The following is a 26,270-nucleotide window of genomic DNA, read 5'->3' as shown; positions in this document are numbered from 1 at the left end:
CGGGTGGACGGCGGCGCCTTCAGCGGCTCAGCCTGGCTTCAGTGGGAAGCCTTGGCGTGGCTGTCGGTGGCGTCGCCCCGGGCCAGGGCCAGGGCCTGCTCGCTGCTGTAGCCCAGGGCGGTGAGGATCTCCAGGCTGTGCTCGCCCAGGCGCGGTGGCGACAGGCGCACGTCCAGGCGCTTGCCGTCCAGCGTGAAGGGCAGCAGCACGGTCTTGGTCTCGCGGCCATCGGGCAGGGTGATGGGGGCCAGCGCGCCCGTGGCGTTCAGGTGCGGGTCTTCCAGCAGGTCCTGCGGGCGTGCGATGGGCGCGAAGGGCAGGCCGTTCTTCTCGAAGATCTCCGCAATGTGGGCGGCGCTGTGCGGGGCCATCTTCTCGCGCAGCAGCGGCATCAGCCAGCTGCGCGCCAGCACGCGGTCGTTGTTGCTGCCAAGGCGCGGATCGTCGCGCAGCTCGCCCAGGCCGAAGGCGTCGCAGAACAGGCGCCAGGCGCCATCGCTGACCACGGCCAGGAAGATCTGCTCGCCGTCCCGGACTTCGAACACGTCGTAGATGGCCCAGGCCGAGATGCGTGCCGGCATGGGCGCGGCCGGCTTGCCGGTGACGGCGAACTGCATCATGTGCTGGGCGACCAGGAAGATGTTGTTCTCGAACAGCGCGCTTTGCACTTCCTGGCCGCGCCCGGTCTTCTCGCGCTGGGCCAGGGCGGCCATCGCGCCCATGGCGCCGAACATGCCGCCCATGATGTCGTTGACGCTGGCGCCCGCGCGCAGCGGGTCGCCGGGGCGGCCCGTCATGTAGGCCAGGCCGCCCATCATCTGCACCACTTCGTCCAGCGCCGTGCGGTGCTCGTAGGGGCCGGGCAGAAAGCCCTTGTGGCTCACGTAGATGAGGCGCTCGAAGCGGTCCTTGAGGCTGTCGTAGTCCAGGCCCAGCTTGCGCATGGTGCCGGGCTTGAAGTTCTCGCAGACCACGTCGGCCGTGGCGATCAGGCGCAGCGCGGCCTGCTTGCCTTCCTCGGTCTGCAGGTCCAGCGTCAGGCTTTTCTTGTTGCGGTTGAACAGCGGGAAAAAGCCCGAGCCCGAGCCCAGCAGCTTGCGCGTGGCATCGCCGTCGCGGCCGTGGCCCACGGGCTCGATCTTGATGACTTCGGCGCCCAGGTCGGCCAGCATCATGCCGCAGGACGGGCCCATGACCATGTGGGTGAACTCGACCACGCGGATGCCTGCGTAGGGCAGTGGCGTGGCCTGGCCTGCGGCCGTGTCGGGGGAGTTGGGTTGGCTCATGGAAAAACGGTGAATGAATGTGTGGTTTGTCGCTGCGGCTCAGGCCGGTGCGTAGATGCGGGGCACAAAGCCCTTGGGCAGTCCGGCCAGCGGCGTCATGCCGTGCAGCTCCTCACCGGGCAGGCCTGCGGCCAGCGGCTGGCGGGCGGCGATCAGGCGATCGATGTCCACGCCGGTGCGGATGCCCATGGCCTCGAACATGAAGACCAGGTCTTCGGTGACCACGTTGCCCGAGGCGCCGGGCGCATACGGGCAGCCGCCCAGGCCGGCCAGCGAGGCATCGAAGGTGCGCACGCCGGCCTCGTAGGCGGCCAGGCAGTTGGCCAGGCCCAGGCCGCGCGTATTGTGCATGTGGGCCGCGCCTGCATGTTCGCCCAGCTCGGCGCGCAGCCGTGTGAACAGGCGCCGCACCTGGGCCGGGTTGGCCATGCCCGTGGTGTCGGACAGGCCCGATTCATCGGCGCCCGCCGCCACGCAGGCCAGGGCCAGTGCAATCACTTCGTCCTCGGGCACCAGCCCTTGCAGCGTGCAGCCGAAGGCCGTGGAGATGCCCGCCTCGATCAGGGCCTGCGGCGCGATCTCGTCGCGCAGCGCGGCAATGGCCCGCACCTCGTCCACCATCTGCATGGGCGTCTTGCGCACATTGGCCATGGAGTGCGCGGGGCTGGCCGAGACGGGCAGCGTGACCTTGTGGGCGCCGGCGCGCAGCGCGGCCTCGGCGCCGCGCAGATTGGGGGCCAGGGCCATCACGGTGACGCCCGGCAGGGTGATGGCCTGGGCGACCACCTCGGCTGCGTCGGCCATCTGCGGCAGCAGCTTGGGCGAGACGAAGGAGCCGACCTCGATCTCCTGCAGGCCTGCATGGGCCAGCGCGGCGATCCAGGCCAGCTTGTGCGCCGTGGACATGGTGGAGGCCACGGACTGCAGGCCGTCGCGCGGGCCGACTTCGCTGATGAGTACGTCAAAACGGTGGGAGGACATGGGCAGTTGCATCCGGTGGTGGGTGTCGATGGTGGCGGATTCACCTGTTGACATCGGGGTTCTGTGTGGTTCTAATAGATAGAACTATATTCTCTCTATTGAAATATTCCCTGCTGCACGCGCCATCGTCAAGCCTGCGTGCCTGGGGTTTTCCCTTGGGTGCCTTTTTATGCCTCGCAAATCAGTGACGGAATCGGTGGCCGACGAGAACGCCGCGCCGGGCGGCGTGGCGGCCGTGGACAGGGCCTTGAGCCTGCTGGCAGCGTTTCGCGACGGCGACGACGGGCTGACGCTGGCCCAGTTGTCGGAGCGCACGCGCCTGTACAAGAGCACCGTGCTGCGGCTGCTGGCCTCGCTGGAGCATGGCGGCTGGGTGCTGCGCATGGATGACGGCCGCTACGCCGTGGGCCCGGCCGTGGCGCGGCTGAACACCGTCTATGCCCGGTATTTCTCGCTGGACAGCGTGGTCATGCCCGTGCTGCGCACCCTGGTGCAGGCCACGGGCGAAAGTGCGGCCTACCACGTGCGCCAGGGCCAGGACCGGCTGTGCCTGTATCGCGTGGATTCGCCCCATCCCGTGCGCGACCATGCACGGACGGGCGATCTGCTGCCGCTGGGCCAGGGCGCAGGCGGGCGCGTGCTGTCCGCGTTCGATGCTGAGCTGTACGCCGCATCGCGCGGCGGCAGCCGCACGCAGCTGGCCCGTGTGCGTGCCGATGGCTACTGCGCCATGGTGGGAGACAGGCACCGCGAGATCGCCGGGATTTCGGCCCCCGTGTTCAAGCGCGATGGGGAATTGGCAGCGGCGCTGACACTGACCATGCCAGCCCACCGCTATGAAGAGCGCCACGCCCGCCATGTGCTGGCGGCGGCGCGGGAACTGGGGCTTTTGCTACCCTGAGCCAGGAGGCGTGTGCGGTGCGTGGACTCAGCCCAGGGCCGTGTCCAGCACCATCATCAGCACGAAGCCCAGCATGAGGCCGCCCGTGGCAAAGGCTTCATGGCCCTTGCGGTGCGACTCGGGAATGATTTCGTGGCTGATCACGAACAGCATGGCGCCCGCTGCAAAGCCCAGGCCCCAGGGCAGCATGGCTGCCGAGCCGCTCACGATGGCTGCCCCCAGCACGGCGCCCACGGGCTCCACCAGGCCGGAGGCCATGCCCAGCAACACGGCAAAGCTGCGCTTGTAGCCTGCGGCCAGCAGGGCCACGGCCACCACCAGGCCTTCGGGCACATCCTGTATGGCAATGCCCGTGGCCAGCGCATTGGCGCGCAGTCCGTCGTTGCCCGCATAGCCCACGCCGATGGCCAGGCCTTCGGGCAGGTTGTGCAGGGTGATGGCGAAGACGAACAGCCAGGTGCGCTGCAGCTTGCGCGCGCCTTGCGGGTCCAGGCCTTCGCGGCCCTTGATGAAGTGCTCATGGGGCAGGAGCCTGTCCATGAGCATGAGGGCGGCACCGCCCATCAGGATGGCCGAACCTATGACCCCGCCAGCCGCCCAGCTGCCGCCACCGAACAGTTCCTGGGTGCGCACGGCCTCCAGTCCCGGCAGGATCAGCGAGAAGGCGCAGGCGGCCAGCATGACCCCGGCGCCAAAGCCGAACAGGGTGTCCTGCGTGCGTTCGGACAAGCGCTGGGACAGCATCACGGGCACGGTGCCCAGTGCGGTCGCCAGCGCGGCGGCCGAGCCTCCGGCCAGGGCCTGGAAGACCACCGGATGGTTCTGGGCGTAGGCCCAGAACTGGCTGGTGAGCGCCCAGGCGCCGGCCATCATGATGGCTAGGCCTATCCACAGGCGGATGTTGGACCGTACGCTGGTCTTGGAGCGGAAGCGTTGTGGCAGATCCATGCTGGTCGAGGTCAGAGGTTGGCGTTGCGGACCGTTCAGCCGCGTGCGGCGGCGTAGCGGCGGGCCACTTCGGCCCAGTTGACTACGTTGTAGAACGCCGCGATGTATTCAGGGCGGCGGTTCTGGTACTTGAGGTAGTAGGCGTGTTCCCACACGTCCAGGCCCAGGATGGGGGTGGCGCCGGAGCCGATGCCGGCCATCAGCGGGCTGTCCTGGTTGCCGCTGCTTTCCACGGCCAGCTTGCCGTCCTTGCCCACCACCAGCCAGGCCCAGCCGCTGCCAAAGCGCGTGAGCGCGGCCTGGGTGAAGGCGGCCTTGAAGGCATCGAAGCCGCCCAGTTCACGGTCAATGGCCTGTGCCAGTTCGCCCGAGGGAGCACCGCCGCCGCCCTGGTCCACGGGGGCCATCACGGTCCAGAACAGGCTGTGGTTGGCGTGCCCGCCGCCGTTGTTGCGCACGGCACCGCGAACGCCTTCGGGCAGCAGGGACAGGTCGGCGATCAACTGCTCCACGGGCTGGCTGCCGTGCGGCGTGTCCTTGAGCGCGGCATTCAGGTTGTTCACGTAGGCCTGATGGTGCTTGGTGTAGTGGATCTCCATGGTCTGCGCATCGATATGGGGCTCCAGCGCGTCGTAGGCGTAGTTCAGGGGAGGCAGGGTGTAGTTGCTCATGTGGTTTCTTTCAGGGACTACGGGGAAAAAATCGGTGCGTTGCGATGTCTGTGCGGCGGCAATCAATGCGCCAGCCGGGGTGGCAGGGCGGTGGCTGTGCAGTCGAAGACGCGGGCCGAGGCCTGAAGCACCGCATCGATGCGGGGCTGGCTGCCGTGCTGGCGCTGCCACTGCAACAGGGCTGAATGGGTTTCGCGCATATGGCGCCAGGCGGCGCTGCACACGGCGGCCGCATGGTGGCGCGCATCACCCAGGGCCAGCAGGCCCTGGTGCGCCTCGCACAGGTATTCGATGGCCAGTGCGGGCTGCTGGCGCAATGCCAGCAGCTCGGCCAGGTTGTGGTGGGAGACCACCCAGGCGGCCATGCAGTGATCGGCGTGTTCCGCCAGCAGCGGGCCGGCGATGAGGCGCTGCGCCACGTGCAGGGCCTTCATCTGCATGGCGAGCGCGCTTTCGATCTGGCCTGCATGGAAATGCCCATGGGCGCGGCGCGCCAGCTGTTCCCATTGATTCAAGGATGCTTGGGAGGGTGCCGGGACGGGAGAGGGCAGACTGAGGTCAGAGGTTGCTTGCATATCTGCTGGCTCCGAGGTTTTCAGAGGTTCTTTGATATTGATCTGAGAATTGTATTATTCATGAGAATCATTCTCATTCAAAACAAAAATGACCGTATGCAATCCGATGTGTATTTCCTTTCGCGCATCGGCAGGATGCGGATGCCTGGATTCCAGGCGAAAAAAAGCCCCGCAGGCGGCAATGCCTGCGGGGCGGGTCGCAGTCTGGCGGTGACTTAGACCTGGTCGGCCGACAGGCCTGCGGTCTGGCTGAAGCCGCCGTCCACGTAGGTGATCTCGGCCGTCACGCCCGAGGCGAGGTCCGACAGCAGGAAGGCGGCCACATTGCCCACGTCCTCGATGGTCACGTTGCGGCGCAGCGGCGATGCATCTGCCACGCGGCCCAGCAGCTTGCCGAAGTCCTTGATGCCCGAGGCGGCCAGGGTCTTGATGGGGCCGGCCGAGATGCCGTTGGCGCGGATGGCGCGGCCGTCTGCCGTGCGGCCCACGGCCTCGGCCAGGTAGCGCACCGAGGCTTCCAGCGATGCCTTGGCCAGGCCCATGGTGTTGTAGTTGGGGATGGAGCGCAGCGCGCCAAGGTACGACAGCGTCAGCAGCGAGGACTTGTCGTTGAGGTAGGGCAGGGCCGCCTTGGCCATCGCGGGGAAGCTGTAGGCGCTGATGTCGTGCGCGATCTTGAAGCCTTCGCGCGACAGGCCGTCCAGGAAGTTGCCGGCGATGGCCTCGCGCGGTGCAAAGCCGATGCTGTGCACGAAGCCGTCGAACTTGCCCCAGGTCGCGCCCAGGTCGGCGAACAGCTTGTCGATCTGGGCATCGTCTGCCACGTCGCAGTCAAAGATCAGCTTGGAGTCGAATTCGGCGGCGAACTCGGTGATGCGGTCCTTGAAGCGCTCGCCCACATAGCTGAAGGCCAGCTCCGCGCCCTGTGCATGGCAGGCCTTGGCGATGCCGTAGGCGATGGAGCGGTTGGACAGAACGCCCGTGATCAGCAGTTTTTTACCGGCGAGAAAGCCCATTGTTGTTCTCCAGAGAAAGTGAGTGGAAGTGCGCACCAGCTGGCGGCGACGGCCGGGGCCCGCGTCAGCGTTTGCCAGCGGAAGGGCTGGCTGCGTGGTGCAGAATTGTCGCATGCGCCATTGGATGATTTCTTCGCTGCTGCTGGCCTCGGCGTGTGTGCCGGCCTGGGGCTCGCATGCCTATGCCCTGTGGGGCGAGCCCCGCTATGCCGAGGGCTTCAGCCATTTCGACTATGTCAACGCCAAGGCCCCCAAGGGCGGCGAGCTGCGCCTGGTGAGCAATCTGCGCATCTCCACCTTTGACAAATACAACCCGTTCACCATCAAGGGGTCGTCGCCCGCCTATCTGGCGGAGCTGATGTTCGACACCTTGCTGTGGCCCTCGCTGGACGAGACCGCCACCGGCTACGGATTGCTGGCCGAAGACGTGCAGGCCGCGGCCGACGGCCTGTCCGCCACATTCCGGTTGCGGCCCCAGGCACGCTTTCACAACGGCAAGCCCGTGCTGGCCGCCGATGTCAAGTTCAGCTATGACACGCTGGTGGGCCCGCATGCACTGCCCGGCTACAGAACGCTGTTCTTCGATGTGGCGGGCGTCGATGTGCTGGACGAGCGCACCGTGCGCTTTCGCTTCAAGCAGCCGAACCGGGAATTGCCGCTGACCGTGGGGGCCATTCCAGTGTTCAGCCGCGACTGGGGCGTGGAAAACGGCAAGGCCAAGCCCTTCGACCAGGTGGTGACGGACACGCCCATCGGCAGCGGGCCCTACAAGATAGGTCCCGTGCGATTCGGCAAGGACATCACCTATGTGCGTGACCCGGACTACTGGGGCCGCGATCTGCCTGTGCGCGTTGGCACGGCCAATTTCGATCGCATCTCCGTCAAGATCTACCGCGACAACACGGCGAGGCTGGAGGCGCTGAAGGCCGGGGAGTTCGACCTCATGCGCTTTTACAGCGCCGGTGACTGGGCGCGGCGCCTGTACGGCAAGCGCTTCGACCGGGGCGAGCTGGTCAAGGGCGAGTTCAGCAACAAGCTGCCATCGGGATTCCAGAGCTACGTGCTCAACGTGCGCCGGCCTGTGCTGCAGGACGTCCGGGTGCGCCGCGCCCTGGGCCTGGCCATGGACTACGAGTGGATGAACCGGCAGATGTTCTACGGTTCCTACCAGCGCGTGCGCGGGCTGTTCGGCAACACGGCCTGCGAGACCCATGGCGAGCCCTCGCCAGAGGAGCTGGCGCTGATGGAGCCCTTGCGCAAGAGCATTCCGCCGGAGGCCTTCGGCCCCATGGCCGAGCCGCCGCGCACCGATGGCGACAGCTCGTTGCGCGGAAATCTGCGCCAGGCGCGGCAACTGCTGGCCGATGCCGGCTGGACCATTCAGGATGGCGTGCTGCGCAACGCGCGGGGCCAGGCCATGGAGCTGGAGTACCTGGACAGCAGCGAGTCGGGCATACGCCAGGTCTCGCCCTGGATACGCAATCTGGAAAAGCTGGGCATCCGGCTGCGCTTTCGCTCGGCGGACTTTGCGCTGTACCAGCAGCGCGTGGAGAAGTTCGACTACGACATCATCTCCATCGCCTACCAGGGCACGAACAATCCGGGCCAGGAGTTCGCCGACCTGTTCGGCAGCCAGGCGGCGGCAACCGAGGGTTCCGGCAATTTCCCCGGCGTGAAGAACCCGGCGGTCGACGCCATGATCCGCCGCATGACCGAGGCCAAGACAGAGGCGCAACTGTTGCCTGCCTGCCACGCACTCGAACGCATCATCACGCACGGCCACTATCTGATTCCGCAGTGGAGCGCGGGCACGCACCGCATGGTCTACGACTCCTGGCGCCTGGTGCGGCCGGCCGTAGTTCCGGCCTATGCGAAGGGCGAGAGCTGGGCCATGGACACCTGGTGGGCGCGCATGCCGGTGCTGACCGCGCCGCCTCCATGAGCCGGCGTTGCGGCTGTGTCGTTGCGATCCGTTGCATGATGAGGGCGTCCCCCGGCCGGGGTCCCTCCCCGCAATGGACATAATGCAAGACTTCTTATGTGGGCCTACATATTCAAACGCTTGCTGCTGATGGTGCCGACCCTGCTGGGCGTACTTCTGCTGACCTTCGTGGTCGTGCAGTTCGTGCCCGGTGGCCCGGTCGAGCAGTATCTGGCCGAGGCCAAGGCCAGCGTGGGCCGTGGCGGCGAGGGCGGTGGCCTGGCCTACCGTGGCAACCAGGGGGTGGACCCCCAGCGCATAGAGCAGATCAAGGCCCTCTACGGCTTTGACAAGCCGGCCCATGAGCGCTTCTTCCAGATGCTCGGGCAGTTCGCGCGGTTCGACCTGGGGCGCAGTTTCTTTCAGAACAAGGATGTCTGGCAGCTGATCAAGGAGAAGCTGCCGGTCTCGGCCAGCCTGGGACTGTGGACCTTTTTCATCAGCTACCTCGTTGCCGTGCCGCTGGGCATTGCCAAGGCCGTGCGGGCCGGCTCGCGGTTCGACTTCGCCACCACGCTGCTGATCTTGGTCGGCTATGCGATTCCGGGTTTCGTGCTGGGCGTGGCGCTGTTGGTGATCTTTGGCGGCCAGTTGCAGTGGTTTCCGCTGCGCGGGCTGACTTCCTCCAACTGGGACGAGCTGTCCTGGGGCGCGCGCATCGTGGACTATCTCTGGCATATCGCGCTGCCGGTGACGGCCATGGTGGCGGGCAGCTTCGCCATCACGGCCATGCTGACCAAGAATGCCTTCCTGGAAGAGATCCGCAAGCAGTACGTGCTGACTGCGCGTGCCAAGGGCCTGTCCGAGCGGCAGGTGCTCTATCGCCACGTGCTGCGCAACGCGCTGATCCCCATCGTCACCGGATTTCCGGCCGCCTTCATCGGGGCCTTCTTCACGGGCTCGCTGCTGATAGAGACACTGTTCTCGCTGGACGGCCTGGGCCTGCTCAGCTATGACAGCGTGATTCGGCGCGACTATCCCGTGGTGCTGGGCACGCTGTATCTGTTCACGCTGATCGGCCTGGTGACCAAGCTGGTCAGTGACCTTTGTTATGTGTGGGTGGATCCGCGTGTACGGTTTGATTGAGCACCCCCTGAACGGCTGCGCCGTCTCCCCCTCCTGCTTTGCGGGGGGAGCGTTCGGGCCATTGGCGGCTGGCGCAGGCCCTTGCCTGGTGTCCCTGACTTTGGGCGGTCGCGCCACTGTGATGCAGCAACATGGAAACTGAGATGCACTCCCTTGCCGCTCCAGGCGCAGGGCTGCCCGGAGCAGCGCCTGTACCGCTGGCTGTGGTGGCAGTGTCGCCAGCGCGGCGGGCCTGGATGCGGTTCAGGCGCAATCGGCTGGGGTATTGGAGCCTGGTCGCTTTTTGCGTGATGGTGGTGCTGAGCCTGGGCGCCGAGCTGATCAGCAACGACCGGCCCCTGGTGGTGCGCTATGAGGGCCAGACCTACTGGCCGCTGTGGAACGATTATTCCGAGAAGACTTTCGGCGGCGACTTCGAGACGGCCACCGACTACCTGGACCCCTTCATCCGCGACCGCCTGAGCCAGGGCGACAACTGGGCGCTGTATACGCTCAATCCCTATGGGCCACAGGCGCTGAACTACTTCGCGACCTCGCCCAATCCGGCGCCGCCCTCGCGCGACAACCTGCTGGGTACCGATGACCGGGGGCGCGACCTGCTGGCCCAGCTGATCTACGGGTTTCGCGTCAGCGTGCTGTTTGCGCTGGCGCTGACGGCGTCGGGCGTGGTGCTGGGCGTGGTGACGGGGGCCGTCCAGGGTTTTTTCGGCGGCAGGACCGATCTGGCATTCCAGCGCTTCATCGAGATCTGGGGCTCCATGCCCGAGCTGTATCTGCTGATCATCTTCAGCGCGGTGCTGGCGCCCAGCGTCTCGCTGCTGCTGGTGCTGCTGTCGCTGTTCGGCTGGATGGGCCTGTCGGACTACGTGCGTGCCGAGTTCCTGCGCAACCGCCAGCTGGACTATGTGAAGTCGGCTCGGGCGCTGGGCGTGGGCAATGGCGCGCTGATCTGGCGCCATCTGCTGCCCAACAGCATGACGCCCGTGGTGACCTTTTTGCCGTTTCGCATGAGTGCGGCCATCCTGGCCCTGACCTCGCTGGACTTCCTGGGGCTGGGCGTGCCGCCTGACACCCCCAGCCTGGGTGAGCTGCTGAACCAGGGCAAGAACAGCATCGATGCCTGGTGGATCTCGCTGTCCACCTTTGCCGTGCTGGTGGTGACGCTGCTGCTGCTGACCTTCATGGGCGATGCGCTGCGCGATGCGCTGGACCCGCGCAAGGCCGCTGCCAGCGATGCCGCCCCCGGTGTCGATGCAAAGGACGCCGCATGAACGCAGAGCAGCTGGCAATGGAGCTGCCTTCACCCCCGGGCCGTGGCCGGACATTGCTGTCCGTGCGCAACCTGCGCGTGCGCTTCGGCAGCAAGGATGTGGTGCACGGCGTGAGCTTCGACCTGGCGGCAGGCGAGAAGCTGGCGCTGGTGGGCGAGTCCGGCTCGGGCAAGACCATCACCGCGCTGTCGCTGCTGCGGCTGGCTGGAGACGCTCAGCTGGGCGGCCAGGCCCTGTTCGACGGCCGCGACCTGCTGCGCCTGCCCGAGCGCGAGATGCGCGCCGTGCGCGGCGGCGACGTGGCCATGATTTTCCAGGAGCCCATGACGGCGCTCAACCCGCTGATGACGGTGGGCGAGCAGGTGGGCGAGGTGCTTCGCCTCAAGCAGGGGCTGACGCGAGCGCAATCCCTGGTCCAGGCCACCGAATTGCTGGCGACCACCGGCATTGCCGAGCCTGTGCGCCGCGCCCGGGCCTTTCCCCACCAGCTCAGTGGCGGGCAGCGCCAGCGCGCCATGATCGCCATGGCGCTGGCCAGCAGCCCGCGCCTGCTCCTGGCCGACGAGCCGACGACGGCACTCGATGTCACGCTGCGCGGCCAGATCCTGCAGTTGCTCGATGACCTGCAGCGCCAGACCGGCATGGCCGTGCTGATGATCACGCACGACCTGCACCTGGTGCGGCGCTTTGCCGACCGCGTGGCGGTGATGGAGCGCGGGCAACTGGTGGAGCAGGGCGGGGTGTCGGCGGTCATGGCGGCTCCGCGCCATGCCTATACGCGCAAGCTGCTGGCCAGCGTGCCGCGCCGCGAACTGATCGAGGTGGAGGCAGGCGCCGAGGCCACGGCTGGCGAGCCGCTGGTGCAGGCACAGGGCCTCAAGGTCAGCTATCCGGTGCCGGTGGCAGGCATGCGCGGATGGTTCGGCCAGGGGCGCTTCGTCGCCGTGCAGTCCGCAGACCTGGCGCTGTTGCCCGGGCGCACCGTGGGTGTGGTCGGTGAATCGGGATCGGGCAAATCCACGCTGGCCCAGGCCGTGCTGGGGCTGCTGCCCCATGAAGGACGGCTGCGCATTGCCGGCCATGCCTGGCAACAGCCAGCCACGCGCAACTCGCCCGCCAACCGTGCGCTGCGGCGCAAGGTGCAGGTGGTGTTCCAGGACCCGTATTCATCGCTGTCGCCCCGGCTGACGCTGGAGCAGATCGTTGGCGAAGGCCTGCGCGTGCATGCGCCGTCGCTGGCGGCGCCGCAGCAACGCGACCGCATCGTGGAGATGCTGTCGGCCGTGGGCCTGACGCAGGAACAGTTTCCCGGCCTGCTTGACCGCTATCCCCACGAATTCTCGGGAGGCCAGCGCCAGCGCATCGCCATTGCACGCGCCCTGGTGCTGGAGCCCGAGGTGCTGGTGCTCGACGAGCCCACCAGCGCGCTGGATGTGACCATTCAGCAGCAGGTGCTGGGCCTGCTGCAGCGGCTACAGCGCGAGCGGGGACTGGCCTATCTGCTGATCACGCATGACGTGGACGTGATCCGCGCCATGGCCCATGACGTGGTGGTCATGAAGGATGGCGCCATCGTCGAATCCGGCCCCGTCGCCCAGGTGCTGGGCGCGCCGCGCCAGGCGTACACGCAGCGGCTGGTGGAGGCCGCCGGCTTCTCGGGCGACGGCATGCCCGAGGGGTTCTGAGGCAGTTGCCGGTCCGCGCTACCAGCTGCCCGTGGGATTGACTCCGTCCTGCAGGATCCACTGGACCTTGTCCACGGGCACGCCCAGCAGCCGGGCCTGTGCCAGCAGGCGTGCCGCCACGCCCTCGGCCAGTTCGGGCGTGCGCGAAAGAATCCAGAAATAGCGCAGGTCCGATCCCACCACCATGGCCCAGCGGTACTCGGCATCAAGAGCCACCACGTTGTAGCCGCCGTAGAACGGGCCGAAGAAAGAGACCTTGAGCGCCGCAACGTCCGGGCCGTGCACCGTGCGGGCCTTGCCCTCGGAGGATTTCCAGCGCCGGTGGCGGGCGTCGTAGCCCCGGTTCAGCACGTGCACCGTGCCGTCGGGAAGCTGTGTGTACTCGGCCTGGGTGCGCTCCAGGCCTTTTTCGAAACTGTGGTCGATGCGGGCCACTTCATACCAGCGGCCCATGTAGCGCTGGATTTCCCAGCCGCGCACCGGCTCCACGGTAGGGGGGATGGGTGGGTTGCGCAGGCCCTTCCACAGCAACGCTGCTGCGGCGGCGCCTACGGCAAGCCCCGCCAGGCCGGCCGTGGGCAGCACCCAGGCGGGGCGGGAAGTGGATGGGGTGGTTGACTCTGTATTGGGGTGGCGGGGTGACATGGTGCGGAACTCCGTGTTCAGGCAGACGTGCATGCCAGGGTCTTGCGCGCTTGGCAGCGTGCTCCTACTTTAGGACAGAAAACCGGGCCGCAGTGTAGGCCGGCGCTGCCTGCGCCGGTGCTGTGCGGGCCGCGCAACGCTGGAACTTTCCCTATGCCAGAGCAGGCCATGTGTTTTTTTGTGCGCGGTCATGCAGGTCTATGGCCTAATTGCGCGTTCTCATTTTTTTGAAGAAGGAAATGCCATGGGCAACAAGATCGTTACCGAAGCCGACCGCAAGTTCACTCCCCAGCCCCCCCTGCCCAACGGCGTCACCCTGCCGACGCCCGGCCGTGGCCAGCGCGTGAGCCGCGCCCGTGGCGCCCACACCCATACCAAGAAGAACCCCGGCAAGCGTCACCGCTGAGCACGGCGGGCCGCATGCATGCCTGCTGCGGCCACGTTCTGAAAGCAAAAGCCCTCTTACGAGGGCTTTTGCTTTTGAGGCGGCGTTCTCAATGCTGCAGTGCCTGAAGCTTGCGGCGCAGCATCTGCACTTCCTCGATCAGGTCCGCCGTCAGCGCGGCCAGCTGAGGGTCGGCATCGAAGCTGTGCTCCAGATGGGCTATGCGGCGCGCGCGCACCAGGGTCTGGCTGCTGAAGCGCCACTGTGCCTGCGGCGCGGCCGCTTCGTCGGACGGCTCGTTTTCGCAGTACAGCACGCCGGTCTGCACACGCTCCACCACCCAGGCGGTGTTGCGCTGGCAGTGGCGGGCCAGATCCTGCAGGTCCAGAGCGCCTTCGTCCAGCAGTTCTGCGGGCTCGTAGAAGGGGTACAGCGGCGTGCTCATCGCGTGGCTCCTTGGCCCGCCGCGTGCTGGCGGGCATCGAACGAGGGAAAGGCCTGGGCCAGTGCCGCATAGGCCTGGCGCTGGGCTTCGGTCTGGGGTTCGGGCAGGGCGATGCCCAGTACCAGGTACAGGTCGCCCGGCGTGGCGGCGGGCAAGCCCTTGCCCTTGATGCGCAGCTTGCGGCCAGCGCGGCTGCCTGCGGGCACGCTGACCTCGAATTCACCGGCAATGGTGGCCACGCGGACCGGGCCGCCCAGTGCGGCTTCCCAGGGGGCCAGGGACACGGGCTGGTAGACATCCTTGCCCTCGGCCCACCAGCGCGGGTCGTGGCGCAGGTGCACTTCCAGCAGCAGATCGCCTGCCGGGCCGTTGCCCAGGCCCGGGCCGCCCTGGCCGGCCAGGCGGATCATCTGGCCTTCGCGCACGCCCTTGGGAATGCTGACCTGCAATTCCTTGTCGCGCGCCACCGGGTGTCCGTCCTCATCCAGCACCGTGGTGCGCAGGTGCAGGCTGCGCTGCGCGCCCTGGTAGCTGTCCAGCAGGTCCAGCTCGATGCTGGCGTGCTGGTCCTGCCCGCGCAGGTCAGGCGGAGCGCGATGCTGGCCGCCTCCGCCCGCATGGCGGGCACGCGCGCCCTGGCCGAACATCTGTGAGAAGAACTCGCTGAAGTCCGCGTCGCCCTCCGGCATGGCGCCGTCGCTGCTGCGAAAGTGAAAGTCCTGCCCTTCCCAGCCAGGTGGTGGCTGGAAGCCGCCGGCGCCGGGCCCGCTGCGGCGCGGCGCATCGGCCAGGGCGTCATAGGCTGCGCGCTTTTCGGGGTCCGACAGCACGGCATTGGCTTCGTTGACTTCGGCCATGCGCTCGGAGGCGTCCGCCTCCTTGCTGACATCGGGGTGGTACTTGCGCGCCAGCTTGCGATAAGCCTTCTTGATGTCATCGGCACTGGCCTGCCTGTCCACGGCCAGGATGCGGTAGTAGTCCTTGTAATCCATGAATTTCCGTCCTCCGGCCCTTGCGGGCGATGTTCTGGACAAACCCGAAAGCAGCATAGCCCGGTCATGGCAGGGTCTCAACCGATGGGCCTTTTCCTGCTTGACTGGCATCTTGTGACGGGTTCATTACATTCGCGCGTCGGCAGGACGGAACAGGAGGCGTCGGACATGGCACATGGCAGTCGGTGGCGGGCTGGGCGGGGGCGCACAGGCTCCAGGGGATGGAGGGCCCTGCTGGGCGCATGGCTGGTGGCCGGCGCGTGTGGAACCTGCGGGGTGATGGCGCAGACCGCGCAGACCATGCAGCCAGCACCGGGCGTGCCCATGGCAGACCTGCCGCCCGCCGTGGTCAGCGCCCCGCTGCCCGATGTGGGCTCCATGGCCTCCAGGGTGCTGGCCTGCACGGCCTGCCATGGTCCCGAGGGCCGGGCCACGCCCAGCGGCTACTTTCCGCGCATTGCGGGCAAGCCCGCAGGCTATCTGTACCGCCAGCTCAAGAACTTCCAGCAAGGGCGCCGCAGCTATCCGGCCATGAACCGGCTGATCGAATTCATGTCGGACGACTATCTGCGCCAGATCGCCACGCACTTCGCAGGCCTGGAGCTTCCCTATGCCCCGCCTGTGCCGGCGCAACTGCCGCCCGCTGAACTCGCCCGTGGCGAGCAACTGGTCTTGCGGGGCGACGCGCAGCGCGGCCTGCCCGCCTGCGCTGCATGCCATGGTGAGCGGCTCATGGGTGCGGGTGACGATATTTCGGGCCTGCTGGGCCTGTCGCGCGACTATCTGAACAGCCAGATCGGTGCCTGGCGCTCCGGCCAGCGCAAGGCGGCAGCGCCCGACTGCATGGACCAGGTGGCCAAGGCGCTGACGGCGCAGGAGGTTGTGGCCGTCACGGCCTGGCTGTCATCGCGCCCTGCACTGGCGGCGCCGGGCGGACATGAAGCCCTGGCCCTGCCCATGCCGCTGCGCTGCGGCGCCGTAGCCGCCGTTGCCGGCCAGGAGGGCAAGCCATGAACACCCTGGCAGAAAACGCGGCAAGCGGGAACACACACGGGCGGCGGCGGCTGGCCAGGGTGGCAGGGCTGGCGTTGCTGATCATCGCCCTGCTGGGCGCGCTCCTGGTCTGGCTCAACCTGCGGGGCGAGCAGGGCGTGCACGCCTACGGTCATGGCGGCTGGTCAGGCGCGCGCGAAACGCCAACTGCCTTGATAGAGCGCGGTGCCTACCTGGCCCGCGTGGGCAACTGCGCAGGCTGCCATACGGCGGCTGGCGGCGCCGAGTATGCGGGCGGGCGGGGCCTGCCCACCTCGTTCGGCACGCTCTACACCAGCAATCTCACGCCTGACAAGGAAAGTGGCCTGGGGCTGTGGACGGCCCAGGACTTCTGGCGTGCAATGCATAACGGGCGGTCACGGGAAGGGCGCCTGCTGTATCCGGCCTTTCCATATGACAGCTACACCCATGTGACGCGCGCCGACTCGGACGCGCTGTTTGCCTATCTGCAAAGCCTGCCTGCCGTGCGCGCGCAGGTGCCCCGGCATGCGCTGGACTTTCCCTATGGCTGGCAGGGCTCGCTGGCTGTCTGGCGCGCGCTGTTCTTCACCCCGCAGGATTGGCAGGACCGGCCGCAGAAGGCGGCTGCCTGGAATCGCGGTGCCTATCTTGCCCAGGGCCTGGGGCACTGCGCGGCATGCCATGCACCGCGCAACGGCATGGGTGCCTCGTCCCAGGCCATGTCCGGTGGCTTTGTGGCAGGGCAGGCCTGGTATGCGCCGTCGCTGCTTGATCCGGGCGAAGCCGGCGTGCGCGCGGGCCGGGAGTCCGCCTGGGTGCAGTTGCTGCAGACGGGTTCGGGTCCTTCGGGATCGGCGCTGGGCCCCATGGCCGAAGTCGTGGCGCGCAGCACCCAGCACTGGCAGCCGCAGGATCTGCAGGCCCTCGCTTCCTACCTGCAGGAGCAGGGCGCGGCAGCAGGCCCGCCCAGGAGCAGGCCTGCTGCCGCGCCCGTGCCATCCGGGCAAATGGCCCTGGGGCGGGCCATCTACGAGCGGCAATGCGCGGTTTGCCACGGTGCCGAGGGCCAGGGAACGCCGGGCGCGTTTCCCGCGCTTGCGGGCAATGCCTCCGTGACCCTGGCCGAGCCGCGCAACCTGTTGCTGGTGTTGCTGGAGGGGGGCTACCCACCCTCCACCCGGCAGCAGCCGCAGCCGCACGGCATGCCGCCTTTCGGTCATGTGCTGTCCGACGCACAGGTGGCCGCCGTGGCCAGCTATGTGCGCAACGCCTGGGGCAACAAGGCAGCGGAAATCGGTAACATGGAGGTTTATCGCGCCCGGGAAGGGCGTGGTTTCTGAGAGGCTTTCATGGATTCAATGGCCGGCAAGCTGCCGGACGACAGCGACGCCACCCGCCCCTGGTGGGTGGTTTGCCTGTGCGCGCAATGGTGCGGCGTTTGCAACCAATACCGAAGCACGTTTGCGGAACTGGCAAGCCAGTTCCCGCAGATGCGCTTTGTCTGGCTTGATGTCGAGGACCGCGAGGACGTGGCCGGAGATCTGGACATCGAAACCTTCCCCTCGCTGCTGGTGGCTGATGGCGAGCGTGCACGTTTTCTGGGGCCGGTGCTGCCCCAGGCGGGGGTTGTGGCGCGCATGCTGCAGTCATTGGCCCAGGACCCGGGCGCGGCCCCTGCCGATCCCGCCGAGGCGCAGGCCCTCTTGCGGCGGCTCCAGTCGGCGCAGGCGCTGGAGCGTGTTGGCGTCTGAGTCTCGGGCAAGGGCGGGTGGGCGGGCCTGAGGTCCCTCGTCCTGTCCCCGCTTTTGTGCGGGGCGGGCTTGGCCTGAAGGTCGTTTGCGGATACAATGGCATATTCACGACCAAACGGGCGGGTACCAACCGCCCTTTTTTTTGGGCGATCTTCGGGCGACCTTCGGGATTGCCATGGGGCTCGGCGCTGTTGGGACATGGCTGCTGCCAATGTTTCAGGGGCGTTCCGGGTCTTTTGTGTTTGCAGGACTGAATTTAAATACACGTGGCACTACAGCAAATCGTTGAACAAACCGTGACAGGTCTGGGCTATGACCTGGTGGAAATAGAACGCTCGGCGGGCGGGCTGTTGCGCGTCACAATTGATTTGCCTTGGCAGCCCCCGGTGGAGGGCGGGCCGGTGGTGCCGGAGCAGTTCGTGACAGTCGAGGACTGCGAGAAGATCACGCGCCAGCTGCAGTTCGCGCTTGAGGTTGATGGCGCAGATTACACGCGCCTTGAGGTCTCCTCCCCTGGTATCGACCGCCCCCTGCGGCACGAGCAGGACTTCACCCGCTTTGTCGGTGAAGTCATCGACCTGACCCTCAAGGAGCCCATCGGCGCCGCCGCTGAAGGGCAGGTCAGCGCCAATCGCAAGAAATTCCGCGGCACGCTGGAGCGTGCCGAAGATGGTGGCTGGCAGATCGTCTGGAGCGACGAGCCACCCGTCAAGCCTGGCCAGAAGGTCAGCAAAAAGCGTGTTCCCGCGCCCCTGCAGGCGCTGGGCTTCACTCTGGAGGAGCTGCGCGAGGCGCGTCTGGCTCCCATCGTGGATTTCAAGGGGCGTTCTGCCAAGCCGGTCTGATCGGAGCAGGCAGGGTACGTCGAATCATTGGGGCAGGAAGGGCACTGCCATCCCCTTCCTGTGTGATTGAAATAGGAGAGTCGTCGCATGAATCGCGAATTGTTGATGTTGGTAGAAGCCATTTCGCGCGAAAAGAACGTGGAGCGCGATCTGGTGTTCGGTGCAGTGGAATCGGCCCTGGCCCAGGCCACCAAGAAGCTGTACCAAGGTGAGGTGGACATCCGCGTGGCCATCGATCGCGATAGCGGTAACTACGACACCTTCCGCCGCTGGCTGGTGGTGCCCGATGATGCGGGCCTGCAAAACCCCGATGCCGAAGAAATGCTGATGGACGCACAGGACCGCGTCCCCGGTATCTCCGAAGGCGAGTACATCGAGGAAGAGATCGAGTCGGTGCCCATCGGCCGCATCGGCGCCATGGCGGCCAAGCAGGTCATCCTGCAGAAGATCCGTGACGCCGAACGCGAAATGCTGCTCAACGAGTTCCTGTCGCGCGGCGACCGGATCTTCACGGGCACCGTCAAGCGCATGGACAAGGGCGACATCATCGTCGAGGCCGGCCGTGTCGAAGGACGCCTGCGCCGCAACGAGATGATCCCCAAGGAAAACCTGCGCAACGGCGACCGCGTGCGGGCCATGATCATGGAAGTGGACGCCACGCTGCGCGGCGCGCCCATCATCCTGTCGCGCTCGGCGCCCGAGTTCATGGTCGAGTTGTTCCGCAACGAAGTGCCCGAGATCGAGCAGGGCCTGCTGGAGATCAAGAGCTGCGCTCGCGATTCCGGCAGCCGCGCCAAGATCGCCGTGCTCAGCCATGACAAGCGTGTCGATCCCATCGGCACCTGCGTCGGCGTGCGAGGCACCCGTGTCAACGCCGTCACCAATGAGCTGGCTGGCGAGCGCGTGGACATCGTGCTGTGGTCCGAAGACCCTGCACAGTTCGTGATCGGCGCGCTGGCTCCGGCCAATGTGTCGTCCATCGTTGTGGACGAGGAAAAGCATGCCATGGACGTGGTGGTTGACGAGGAAAACCTCGCCATCGCCATCGGCCGTGGCGGTCAGAACGTTCGCCTGGCTTCCGAGCTCACCGGCTGGAAGATCAACATCATGGACGCGGCTGAGTCTGCGCAAAAGCAGGCGGACGAGTCCGCTGTTGCGCGCCAGCTGTTCATGGAAAAGCTCGATGTGGACGAGGAAATCGCCAACATCCTCATCGAGGAAGGTTTCGAGACCCTGGAAGAAGTGGCCTATGTGCCGCTGCAGGAAATGCTCGAAATCGAGGCGTTCGACGAAGAGACGGTGAACGAGTTGCGCACCCGGGCGAAAGATGCACTGCTGACGCAGGAAATCGCGCACGAGGAAAACGTGGGCAAAGTGTCGCAGGATCTGCTGACGCTCGAGGGAATGACTCCGGAGATCGTGGACAAGCTGGCTGAGGCCGATGTGCACACCCGAGACGATCTGGCCGATCTGGCCATCGACGAGTTGACCGAGCTGACCGGGCAGACCGAGGAAGAAGCGAAGGCTTTGATCATGAAGGCGCGTGAACACTGGTTCACCGAAGGGCAAGAGTAAGGTCAGGGAGGTTCAGAGCATATATGTCCAGTAATACGGTTGCCGAGTTTGCAAGAGAGCTCAACAAGACCCCTGACACGTTGCTGCAGCAGCTCAAGGCTGCAGGCGTCGCCAAGGACAACGCATCGGATGCGTTGACCGACGGCGACAAGCAGCAACTGCTCAGCCATCTGCAGGCCAGCCACGGAAGTGGCGCCAAGAAGATCACGCTGACCAAACGGTCCACAAGCGAGATCAAGCAGGCCGATTCGTCGGGCCGCGCCCGCACCATCCAGGTGGAAGTGCGCAAGAAGCGCACCTTCGTCAAGCGTGACGAGGTCGCCGAGGGCGCCTCCGATCCCGCTGTCGTTGCCGCTGCCCAGGAGCAGCGCGCGGCATCGGAGCGCGAGTCCCAGGATCTGGTGCGCCGCGAAGGGGAAGCACGTCGCCAGGCCGAAATGATCGGCCGCGAGGAGGAAGAATTGGCACAGCAACGCCGTGAGCGCGAAGAGCGCGAACTAGTTCAACAACGCGAACGAGAAGCCGAAGAGCGCGCAAGCGCCTATGCGGCTGCAGAAGCCGCAAAGATCCTCGAGGCCAACCGCGCGAAGCAGGAAGCTTCGCGTGAGCAGGCTGCAGGCCAGGCCGCGCGCGCCGAAGCCCAGGTTGCGGCTCGCGTCAAGGCCGAGGAAGAGTCCAAGGCCCGTGCGGCCGAGGAAGCCGAACGCGCCAAGGATCTGGAAGACCGCCGCCGCAAGGCGCTGGCCGAGGCCGAAGCCATTCGCGCCATGATGGCTGCGCCCAAGAAGGTGCTCGTGGCCAAGAAGCCTGAAGAGCCCAAGCCCGTGGCCAAGCCTGCAGCGCCCGCTGCCGGCGATGCCAAGAAGACCACGCTGCACAAGCCCGCTGGCACGACCGCCGGTGGAGCCGGTGCGCGTGCGGGTGCGCCTGCCGGTGCCGGCAAGGAAGTCAAGTCCGCCAAGCTCTCGTCGAGCTGGGCTGGCGATGGCAAGAAGAAGGAAATCAAGACCCGTGGCGACAGCTCCGGTGGCGTGGGTGGCCGTTCCAACTGGCGCGGCGGCCCGCGTGGCGGCCGTCGTGGCAATGACCGTCATGACGGTCAGCACCAGAGCGCGGCAGCGGAATTCCGCGCCATCGAAGTGCACGTGCCCGAGACCATCACCGTGGCCGAACTGGCGCACAAGATGTCGGTCAAGGCGTCCGAGCTGATCAAGGTTCTGATGAAGATGGGCCAGATGGTCACCATCAACCAGCCTCTGGACCAGGACACGGCCATGATCGTGGTCGAGGAAATGGGCCACACGGCCAAGGTCGCCGCGCTGGACGATCCCGAAGCCTTCACGGCCGAGGAAGTGTCCCAGCAGGAAGCTGCCCAGGAGTCGCGTGCTCCCGTGGTCACCGTCATGGGCCACGTGGACCACGGCAAGACCTCGCTGCTGGACTACATCCGCCGCACCAAGGTGGCGTCGGGCGAAGCCGGTGGCATTACCCAGCACATCGGTGCCTACCATGTGACGACGCCCCGCGGCATCGTCACCTTCCTGGATACCCCGGGCCACGAGGCCTTCACGGCCATGCGTGCCCGTGGTGCCCAGGCCACCGACATCGTCATCCTGGTGTGCGCTGCCGACGACGGCGTGATGCCCCAGACCAAGGAAGCCATCAAGCACGCGAAGGCTGCTGGTGTGCCCATCGTGGTTGCCATCACCAAGGCCGACAAGCCCGATGCCAACCTCGACCGCGTCAAGCAAGGCCTGGTGGCCGAGCAGGTGGTGCCTGAAGAGTACGGCGGCGAGTCCCCGTTCATCGCCGTGTCCTCCAAGACCGGCCAGGGCATCGACGAGCTGCTGGAGCAGGTTCTGCTGCAGGCCGAAGTGCTGGAGCTGACCGCTCCCGTGGAAGCCGCTGCCAAGGGCCTGGTCATCGAAGCCCAGCTGGACAAGGGCCGCGGCCCTGTGGCCACGGTGCTGGTGCAGTCCGGTACGCTGAAGGTGGGCGACGTGGTGCTGGCAGGCCAGACCTACGGCCGCGTGCGCGCCATGCTGGACGAAGACGGCAAGCAGACCAAGTCTGCCGGCCCCTCCATCCCGGTGGAAATCCAGGGTCTGTCCGATGTGCCCCAGGCCGGCGACGACTTCATGGTGCTGCAGGACGAGCGTCGTGCCCGCGAAATCGCGACCTACCGCGCCGGCAAGTTCCGCCACACCAAGCTGGCCCGCCAGCAGGCCGCCAAGCTCGAGAACATGTTTGCCGAAATGGGTGCAGGCGAGGTCCAGACCCTGCCCATCATCATCAAGGCCGACATGCAGGGCTCGCAGGAAGCGCTGGGCACATCGCTGCTCAAGCTCTCGACCGACGAGATCCGCGTTCAGCTGGTCTACTCGGGCGTGGGCGGCATCAGCGAGTCCGACGTGAACCTGGCGCTGGCCTCCAAGGCCATCATCATCGGCTTCAACGTCCGGGCCGATGCCCAGGCTCGCAAGACGGCCGAGAGCAACGATGTGGACCTGCGCTACTACAACATCATCTACGACGCAGTCGAAGAGGTGAAGGCGGCCATGTCCGGCATGCTGGCTCCCGAGCGCAAGGAAGAGATCATCGGCATGGCCGAGATCCGCACCGTGTTCGTGGCTTCGAAGATCGGCACCGTGGCCGGCTCGTACATCACGCAAGGCCAGGTCACGCGCAATGCGCATTTCCGCCTGCTGCGCGAGAACGTGGTCATCTACACGGGCGAGATCGAATCGCTCAAGCGCCTGAAGGACGACGTCAAGGAAGTCAAGGAAGGCTTCGAGTGCGGTATCAAGCTCAAGAACTACAACGACATTCGCGAAGGCGACGTGCTCGAAGTGTTCGAGATCAAGGAAATCGCGCGCTCGCTGTAATTCGCCATGGCAACACGCAAGTCCGCTGCGCCGAATCGCAGCTTCAAAGTCTCTGACCAGATCCAGCGTGATCTGGCAGAGCTGATCGCGCGCGAGTTGAAGGACCCGCGCGTGGGCATGGTCACGCTGCAAAGCGTGGAGGTGACTCCGGACTATGCCCACGCCAAGGTCTACTTCAGCCTGCTCGTGGGCGATCCACAGGCGACGCAGGAAGCGTTGAACCAGGCCGCAGGCTTCCTGCGCAATGGCCTGTTCAAGCGCCTGCATATCCACACAGTGCCCACGCTGCACTTCATCTACGACCGCACCTCCGAGCGTGCGGCCGACATGAACGCCTTGATCGCCAAGGCCGTTTCTTCGCGCGGAAAGGAAGAGTAGCCCCATGAACGCGCCACGCACAAGGGTGCAGCGGCGCCCTGTGCATGGGGTGTTGCTACTCGACAAACCGCTGGAGCTGTCCAGCAACGACGCCTTGCAAAAGGTCAAGTGGTTGCTGCGCGCCGAAAAGGCCGGACACACCGGCACGCTGGACCCGTTGGCCACCGGCGTGCTGCCGCTGTGCTTCGGTGCGGCGACCAAGTTCAGCCAGTTGCAGCTTGAGGCTGCCAAGACCTACGAGGCGATTGCGCGCCTGGGCCAGACCACGACCACGGCCGATGCCGAGGGCGAGGTGCTGCGCGAGCGCGCCGTTGACCTCGCCGCCCTCACGGCCGAGCGATTGGCCGCCGTGCAGGCGCAGTTCACGGGTGCGATCCGCCAGGTGCCACCCATGTACAGCGCCCTCAAGAAGGACGGCAAGGCTCTCTATGAATACGCGCGTGCCGGCATCGAAGTCGAGCGCCCGGCGCGCGAAGTGACAATCCACGCACTGGAGCTTTCGCTGACGCAAGACAGCGAAGGGCTGCCTGCGATCCGGATGCTGGTGACCTGCAGCAAGGGCACCTACATCCGCACGCTGGCCGAGGACGTGGGCGAGGCCCTGGGCTGCGGCGCGCACCTGCGCGCGCTGCGCCGTATCGACACCGGGGGGCTGGGTGTCGAGCGCTGTATCTCGCTGGAGGCGCTGGCCGCCATGGGCGAGGGCGAGCGTCTGCAGCAGTTGCAGCCTGTCGACGCCCTGCTGGCCAGCCACACGGCTGTCACGCTGGGCGAGCAAGATGCGGCCCGTTTTCTCACGGGCCTGCCCCGCAAGGGCGCTTGGGCCGATGCCGAGGCGGTGGCTGTGTATGGCGAGAACCCACAGGCTCTGCTGGGAGTGGGGCGCGTGGTGCGTGGGGAACTGATCCCCGGGCGCCTGCTCAGTTCACTGGAAATTCAACAGATTTTGGAAGACACGCCGCGCCCATGACGCAGCGGCAATGGGAAAACACTATGAGCAAACAAATCCGCAATATCGCGATCATCGCCCACGTGGACCACGGCAAAACCACCATGGTGGACCAGCTGCTGCGCCAATCCGGAACCTTCGCCGAACACGAGAAAGTCGTGGACACGGTGATGGACAACAACGCCATCGAACGCGAGCGTGGCATCACCATCCTGGCCAAGAACTGCGCCGTGAGCTGGAACGAGACGCACATCAACATCCTCGACACACCCGGCCACGCGGACTTCGGCGGTGAAGTGGAGCGTGCCCTGTCCATGGTGGACGGCGTGGTGCTGCTGATCGACGCGCAGGAAGGCCCCATGCCCCAGACGCGCTTCGTGACCAAGAAGGCACTGGCCCTGGGCCTGAAGCCCATCCTCGTGGTCAACAAGGTGGACAAGCCCGGTGCGCGTCCCGACTACGTGGTCAACGCCGCCTTCGACCTGTTCGACAAGCTGGGTGCCACCGACGAGCAGCTGGACTTCCCCGTGGTGTACGCCTCGGGCATCAACGGCTGGACCTCGCTGGAAGAAGGCGCTCCTGGCGAACAGTGGGGCCCCGACATGTCGGCCCTGTTCGACACCATCCTGAAGCACGTTCCCGCCGTCAAGGGCGATCCTGCCGCTCCGCTGCAAATGCAGATCTCGGCGCTGGACTACTCCACCTTCGTGGGTCGTATCGGCGTGGGCCGCATCACCTCCGGCACGCTCAAGCCTTCGACCGACGTGCTGGTCATGGAAGGTCCTGACGGCAAGAGCTACAAGGGCCGCATCAACCAGGTTCTGAAGTTCCAGGGCATTGACCGCGTGCAAGTGACCGAAGCCGGTCCCAGCGACATCGTGCTGGTCAACGGCATCGCCGATCTGGGCATGGGCGTCACGCTGACCGACCCGCTGAACCCCCAGCCGCTGCCGATGCTCAAGATCGACGAGCCCACGCTGACCATGAACTTCTGCGTCAACACCTCGCCGCTGGCAGGTCGTGAAGGCAAGTTCGTGACCAGCCGCCAGATCTGGGACCGCCTGCAAAAGGAACTGCGTTCCAACGTGGCCCTGCGCGTCAAGGAAACCGACGAAGACGGTATCTTCGAAGTGTCGGGCCGCGGCGAACTGCACCTGACCATCCTGCTGGAAGAAATGCGCCGTGAAGGCTACGAGCTGGCCGTGTCCAAGCCCCGCGTGGTCTACCGCGACGTGGACGGCGTGCGCCACGAGCCAATCGAGCTGGTGACGGCCGACATCGAAGAAGGCCACCAGGGTGGCGTGATGCAGGCCCTGGGCGAGCGCAAGGGCGAGCTGGTCAACATGGAACCCGATGGCCGCGGCCGCGTGCGCCTGGAGTACCGCATTCCTGCGCGTGGCCTGATCGGCTTCACCAACGAATTCCTGAACCTGACCCGTGGTTCCGGCCTGATCTCCAACATCTTCGACAGCTACGAGCCGCACAAGGGCGAAATCGGCGGCCGCAAGAACGGTGTGCTGATCTCCATGGACGAAGGCGAAATCTTCACCTACGCCCTGGGCAAGCTGGATGACCGTGGCCGCATGTTCGTCAAGGCCAACGATCCCGTGTACGAAGGCATGATCATCGGCATCCACAGCCGTGACAACGACCTGGTGGTCAACGCCACGCGTACCAAGCAGCTGACCAACTTCCGCGTGTCCGGCAAGGAAGATGCCATCAAGATCACGCCCCCGATCGACCTGTCGCTGGAATACGCGGTGGAATTCATCGAGGACGACGAGCTGGTGGAAATCACCCCCAAGAGCATCCGCGTTCGCAAGCGCCACCTGTCCGAGAACGAGCGCAAGCGCGCTTCGCGCGGCGCATAAGCGCTGTTGCGCCAGGGTGCACGCAAGCCGCATGGCTTCACCGCCCTGACTGTCAAAGGCCGCATCTGCGGCCTTTGTCTTTTGTGGCGCGCCGTTCAGGCGTGCGGGCGCAACGGCAAAGGAACTGCTGCTGC

25 protein-coding genes are annotated in these 26,270 nt (G+C 66.2%); 16 read left to right on the top strand and 9 right to left on the bottom strand.

The annotated features are described in order from the left end of the window. Nucleotides 1–38: 38 nt before the first annotated feature. Both DELCS14_RS18625 and DELCS14_RS18620 read right to left on the bottom strand, forming a co-directional pair. Nucleotides 39–1,286 (bottom strand): CaiB/BaiF CoA-transferase family protein, encoded by a 1,248-nt coding sequence (locus tag DELCS14_RS18625; RefSeq protein WP_013803050.1) that lies wholly within the window; start codon nucleotides 1,284–1,286, stop codon nucleotides 39–41. 39 nt (nucleotides 1,287–1,325) lie between these two features. Next, a complete protein-coding gene (locus DELCS14_RS18620) occupies nucleotides 1,326–2,279 on the bottom strand; it encodes a hydroxymethylglutaryl-CoA lyase (protein WP_043781550.1) in 954 nt (317 codons plus the stop codon). A 157-nt stretch (nucleotides 2,280–2,436) separates the two neighbouring features. On the opposite strand from DELCS14_RS18620, the gene DELCS14_RS18615 reads away from it, so the two are divergent. After that, nucleotides 2,437–3,168, top strand: a complete 732-nt coding sequence (locus DELCS14_RS18615) for an IclR family transcriptional regulator (RefSeq protein ID WP_013803049.1) — start codon at nucleotides 2,437–2,439, stop codon at nucleotides 3,166–3,168. A 27-nt stretch (nucleotides 3,169–3,195) separates the two neighbouring features. Here DELCS14_RS18615 and DELCS14_RS18610 read toward each other — a convergent pair whose 3' ends face one another. The 3 genes from DELCS14_RS18610 to DELCS14_RS18600 form a co-directional block, all read right to left on the bottom strand. Beyond that, nucleotides 3,196–4,116, bottom strand: coding sequence for a ZIP family metal transporter (locus tag DELCS14_RS18610; RefSeq protein ID WP_012204817.1), 921 nt, complete (start codon nucleotides 4,114–4,116; stop codon nucleotides 3,196–3,198). A gap of 35 nt (nucleotides 4,117–4,151) precedes the next feature. Then, entirely contained in the window at nucleotides 4,152–4,787 is a 636-nt protein-coding gene (locus DELCS14_RS18605; RefSeq protein WP_012204818.1) for a superoxide dismutase, read from the bottom strand. 62 nt (nucleotides 4,788–4,849) lie between these two features. Beyond that, nucleotides 4,850–5,302 (bottom strand): hypothetical protein, encoded by a 453-nt coding sequence (locus DELCS14_RS18600; RefSeq protein ID WP_228676792.1) that lies wholly within the window; start codon nucleotides 5,300–5,302, stop codon nucleotides 4,850–4,852. Between the two features lie 120 nt (nucleotides 5,303–5,422). On the opposite strand from DELCS14_RS18600, the gene DELCS14_RS30745 reads away from it, so the two are divergent. Next, nucleotides 5,423–5,581, top strand: coding sequence for a hypothetical protein (locus tag DELCS14_RS30745; protein WP_157158299.1), 159 nt, complete (start codon nucleotides 5,423–5,425; stop codon nucleotides 5,579–5,581). Here the strand turns inward: DELCS14_RS30745 and fabI are convergent. Then, a complete protein-coding gene (gene fabI, locus DELCS14_RS18595) occupies nucleotides 5,578–6,378 on the bottom strand; it encodes an enoyl-ACP reductase FabI (RefSeq protein ID WP_012204820.1) in 801 nt (266 codons plus the stop codon). The genes DELCS14_RS30745 and fabI overlap by 4 nt on opposite strands. Nucleotides 6,379–6,502: 124 nt before the next feature. Here fabI and DELCS14_RS18590 point away from each other — a divergent pair, with 124 nt between their 5' ends. The 4 genes from DELCS14_RS18590 (at nucleotide 6,503) to DELCS14_RS18575 (ending at nucleotide 12,401) form a co-directional block, all read left to right on the top strand. Next, nucleotides 6,503–8,320 carry an extracellular solute-binding protein gene (locus tag DELCS14_RS18590; RefSeq protein WP_082848181.1) on the top strand — a complete coding sequence of 606 codons (1,818 nt, stop codon included), beginning with the start codon at nucleotides 6,503–6,505 and terminating at the stop codon, nucleotides 8,318–8,320. Nucleotides 8,321–8,416: 96 nt separating this feature from the next. Further along, nucleotides 8,417–9,445, top strand: a complete 1,029-nt coding sequence (locus DELCS14_RS18585; protein ID WP_013803046.1) for an ABC transporter permease subunit — start codon at nucleotides 8,417–8,419, stop codon at nucleotides 9,443–9,445. Nucleotides 9,446–9,588: 143 nt separating this feature from the next. Next, nucleotides 9,589–10,716 (top strand): ABC transporter permease, encoded by a 1,128-nt coding sequence (locus DELCS14_RS18580; protein WP_085929073.1) that lies wholly within the window; start codon nucleotides 9,589–9,591, stop codon nucleotides 10,714–10,716. Further along, on the top strand, nucleotides 10,713–12,401 hold the full coding sequence (locus DELCS14_RS18575) for a dipeptide ABC transporter ATP-binding protein (protein ID WP_013803044.1): 1,689 nt from the start codon (nucleotides 10,713–10,715) through the stop codon (nucleotides 12,399–12,401). Before DELCS14_RS18580 ends, DELCS14_RS18575 begins: the two co-directional genes overlap by 4 nt. An 18-nt stretch (nucleotides 12,402–12,419) precedes the next feature. Here DELCS14_RS18575 and DELCS14_RS18570 read toward each other — a convergent pair whose 3' ends face one another. Then, entirely contained in the window at nucleotides 12,420–13,046 is a 627-nt protein-coding gene (locus DELCS14_RS18570; RefSeq protein ID WP_013803043.1) for a lipocalin family protein, read from the bottom strand. Nucleotides 13,047–13,290: 244 nt separating this feature from the next. Between DELCS14_RS18570 and DELCS14_RS31025 the strand changes: the two genes are divergently transcribed. Continuing rightward, nucleotides 13,291–13,452 (top strand): hypothetical protein, encoded by a 162-nt coding sequence (locus DELCS14_RS31025; protein ID WP_012204826.1) that lies wholly within the window; start codon nucleotides 13,291–13,293, stop codon nucleotides 13,450–13,452. Between the two features lie 88 nt (nucleotides 13,453–13,540). Here DELCS14_RS31025 and DELCS14_RS18565 read toward each other — a convergent pair whose 3' ends face one another. Both DELCS14_RS18565 and DELCS14_RS18560 read right to left on the bottom strand, forming a co-directional pair. Further along, on the bottom strand, nucleotides 13,541–13,876 hold the full coding sequence (locus DELCS14_RS18565; RefSeq protein ID WP_013803042.1) for a chaperone modulator CbpM: 336 nt from the start codon (nucleotides 13,874–13,876) through the stop codon (nucleotides 13,541–13,543). Further along, on the bottom strand, nucleotides 13,873–14,868 hold the full coding sequence (locus DELCS14_RS18560) for a J domain-containing protein (protein WP_013803041.1): 996 nt from the start codon (nucleotides 14,866–14,868) through the stop codon (nucleotides 13,873–13,875). Before DELCS14_RS18560 ends, DELCS14_RS18565 begins: the two co-directional genes overlap by 4 nt. 168 nt (nucleotides 14,869–15,036) lie before the next feature. Between DELCS14_RS18560 and DELCS14_RS18555 the strand changes: the two genes are divergently transcribed. The 9 genes from DELCS14_RS18555 (at nucleotide 15,037) to typA (ending at nucleotide 26,136) form a co-directional block, all read left to right on the top strand. After that, nucleotides 15,037–15,882: a c-type cytochrome gene (locus DELCS14_RS18555; RefSeq protein WP_013803040.1), complete on the top strand. Its 846-nt coding sequence runs from the start codon at nucleotides 15,037–15,039 to the stop codon at nucleotides 15,880–15,882. Beyond that, nucleotides 15,879–17,222, top strand: a complete 1,344-nt coding sequence (locus DELCS14_RS18550) for a cytochrome c (RefSeq protein WP_013803039.1) — start codon at nucleotides 15,879–15,881, stop codon at nucleotides 17,220–17,222. Before DELCS14_RS18555 ends, DELCS14_RS18550 begins: the two co-directional genes overlap by 4 nt. Nucleotides 17,223–17,231: 9 nt before the next feature. Next, complete coding sequence (locus DELCS14_RS18545) at nucleotides 17,232–17,633, top strand: thioredoxin family protein (protein ID WP_013803038.1); 402 nt, start codon at nucleotides 17,232–17,234, stop codon at nucleotides 17,631–17,633. Between the two features lie 266 nt (nucleotides 17,634–17,899). Further along, nucleotides 17,900–18,478, top strand: coding sequence for a ribosome maturation factor RimP (gene rimP / locus DELCS14_RS18540; RefSeq protein ID WP_012204832.1), 579 nt, complete (start codon nucleotides 17,900–17,902; stop codon nucleotides 18,476–18,478). Between the two features lie 87 nt (nucleotides 18,479–18,565). After that, entirely contained in the window at nucleotides 18,566–20,053 is a 1,488-nt protein-coding gene (gene nusA, locus DELCS14_RS18535) for a transcription termination factor NusA (RefSeq protein ID WP_012204833.1), read from the top strand. Nucleotides 20,054–20,076: 23 nt separating this feature from the next. Then, entirely contained in the window at nucleotides 20,077–22,938 is a 2,862-nt protein-coding gene (gene infB, locus DELCS14_RS18530) for a translation initiation factor IF-2 (RefSeq protein ID WP_013803037.1), read from the top strand. Between the two features lie 6 nt (nucleotides 22,939–22,944). Then, nucleotides 22,945–23,316, top strand: coding sequence for a 30S ribosome-binding factor RbfA (gene rbfA / locus DELCS14_RS18525; RefSeq protein ID WP_012204835.1), 372 nt, complete (start codon nucleotides 22,945–22,947; stop codon nucleotides 23,314–23,316). Between the two features lie 4 nt (nucleotides 23,317–23,320). After that, nucleotides 23,321–24,286: a tRNA pseudouridine(55) synthase TruB gene (gene truB, locus DELCS14_RS18520; RefSeq protein ID WP_012204836.1), complete on the top strand. Its 966-nt coding sequence runs from the start codon at nucleotides 23,321–23,323 to the stop codon at nucleotides 24,284–24,286. Between the two features lie 23 nt (nucleotides 24,287–24,309). Continuing rightward, entirely contained in the window at nucleotides 24,310–26,136 is a 1,827-nt protein-coding gene (typA, locus tag DELCS14_RS18515) for a translational GTPase TypA (RefSeq protein WP_034398352.1), read from the top strand. The last annotated feature ends 134 nt before the right edge of the window (nucleotides 26,137–26,270 follow it).

The organism is Delftia sp. Cs1-4, assembly GCF_000214395.1.
GTDB classification, from domain to species: domain Bacteria; phylum Pseudomonadota; class Gammaproteobacteria; order Burkholderiales; family Burkholderiaceae_C; genus Comamonas; species Comamonas acidovorans.
This window is presented reverse-complemented; position numbering and strand designations above follow the sequence as displayed.

What these genes read in the sequence shown, in the direction of transcription:
- DELCS14_RS18545 (WP_013803038.1), top strand. Translation starts at nt 17,232, where the DNA reads ATGGATTCAATGGCCGGCAAGCTGCCGGACGACAGCGACGCCACCCGC.
- DELCS14_RS18625 (WP_013803050.1), bottom strand. Translation starts at nt 1,286, where the DNA reads ATGAGCCAACCCAACTCCCCCGACACGGCCGCAGGCCAGGCCACGCCA.
- DELCS14_RS30745 (WP_157158299.1), top strand. Translation starts at nt 5,423, where the DNA reads ATGAGAATCATTCTCATTCAAAACAAAAATGACCGTATGCAATCCGAT.
- DELCS14_RS18620 (WP_043781550.1), bottom strand. Translation starts at nt 2,279, where the DNA reads ATGCAACTGCCCATGTCCTCCCACCGTTTTGACGTACTCATCAGCGAA.
- DELCS14_RS18570 (WP_013803043.1), bottom strand. Translation starts at nt 13,046, where the DNA reads ATGTCACCCCGCCACCCCAATACAGAGTCAACCACCCCATCCACTTCC.
- DELCS14_RS18555 (WP_013803040.1), top strand. Translation starts at nt 15,037, where the DNA reads ATGGCACATGGCAGTCGGTGGCGGGCTGGGCGGGGGCGCACAGGCTCC.
- DELCS14_RS18550 (WP_013803039.1), top strand. Translation starts at nt 15,879, where the DNA reads ATGAACACCCTGGCAGAAAACGCGGCAAGCGGGAACACACACGGGCGG.
- DELCS14_RS31025 (WP_012204826.1), top strand. Translation starts at nt 13,291, where the DNA reads ATGGGCAACAAGATCGTTACCGAAGCCGACCGCAAGTTCACTCCCCAG.
- DELCS14_RS18615 (WP_013803049.1), top strand. Translation starts at nt 2,437, where the DNA reads ATGCCTCGCAAATCAGTGACGGAATCGGTGGCCGACGAGAACGCCGCG.
- DELCS14_RS18605 (WP_012204818.1), bottom strand. Translation starts at nt 4,787, where the DNA reads ATGAGCAACTACACCCTGCCTCCCCTGAACTACGCCTACGACGCGCTG.
- nusA (WP_012204833.1), top strand. Translation starts at nt 18,566, where the DNA reads ATGAATCGCGAATTGTTGATGTTGGTAGAAGCCATTTCGCGCGAAAAG.
- truB (WP_012204836.1), top strand. Translation starts at nt 23,321, where the DNA reads ATGAACGCGCCACGCACAAGGGTGCAGCGGCGCCCTGTGCATGGGGTG.
- DELCS14_RS18560 (WP_013803041.1), bottom strand. Translation starts at nt 14,868, where the DNA reads ATGGATTACAAGGACTACTACCGCATCCTGGCCGTGGACAGGCAGGCC.
- DELCS14_RS18575 (WP_013803044.1), top strand. Translation starts at nt 10,713, where the DNA reads ATGAACGCAGAGCAGCTGGCAATGGAGCTGCCTTCACCCCCGGGCCGT.
- DELCS14_RS18580 (WP_085929073.1), top strand. Translation starts at nt 9,589, where the DNA reads ATGCACTCCCTTGCCGCTCCAGGCGCAGGGCTGCCCGGAGCAGCGCCT.
- typA (WP_034398352.1), top strand. Translation starts at nt 24,310, where the DNA reads ATGAGCAAACAAATCCGCAATATCGCGATCATCGCCCACGTGGACCAC.
- DELCS14_RS18585 (WP_013803046.1), top strand. Translation starts at nt 8,417, where the DNA reads ATGTGGGCCTACATATTCAAACGCTTGCTGCTGATGGTGCCGACCCTG.
- infB (WP_013803037.1), top strand. Translation starts at nt 20,077, where the DNA reads ATGTCCAGTAATACGGTTGCCGAGTTTGCAAGAGAGCTCAACAAGACC.
- DELCS14_RS18610 (WP_012204817.1), bottom strand. Translation starts at nt 4,116, where the DNA reads ATGGATCTGCCACAACGCTTCCGCTCCAAGACCAGCGTACGGTCCAAC.
- DELCS14_RS18565 (WP_013803042.1), bottom strand. Translation starts at nt 13,876, where the DNA reads ATGAGCACGCCGCTGTACCCCTTCTACGAGCCCGCAGAACTGCTGGAC.
- fabI (WP_012204820.1), bottom strand. Translation starts at nt 6,378, where the DNA reads ATGGGCTTTCTCGCCGGTAAAAAACTGCTGATCACGGGCGTTCTGTCC.
- rbfA (WP_012204835.1), top strand. Translation starts at nt 22,945, where the DNA reads ATGGCAACACGCAAGTCCGCTGCGCCGAATCGCAGCTTCAAAGTCTCT.
- DELCS14_RS18590 (WP_082848181.1), top strand. Translation starts at nt 6,503, where the DNA reads ATGATTTCTTCGCTGCTGCTGGCCTCGGCGTGTGTGCCGGCCTGGGGC.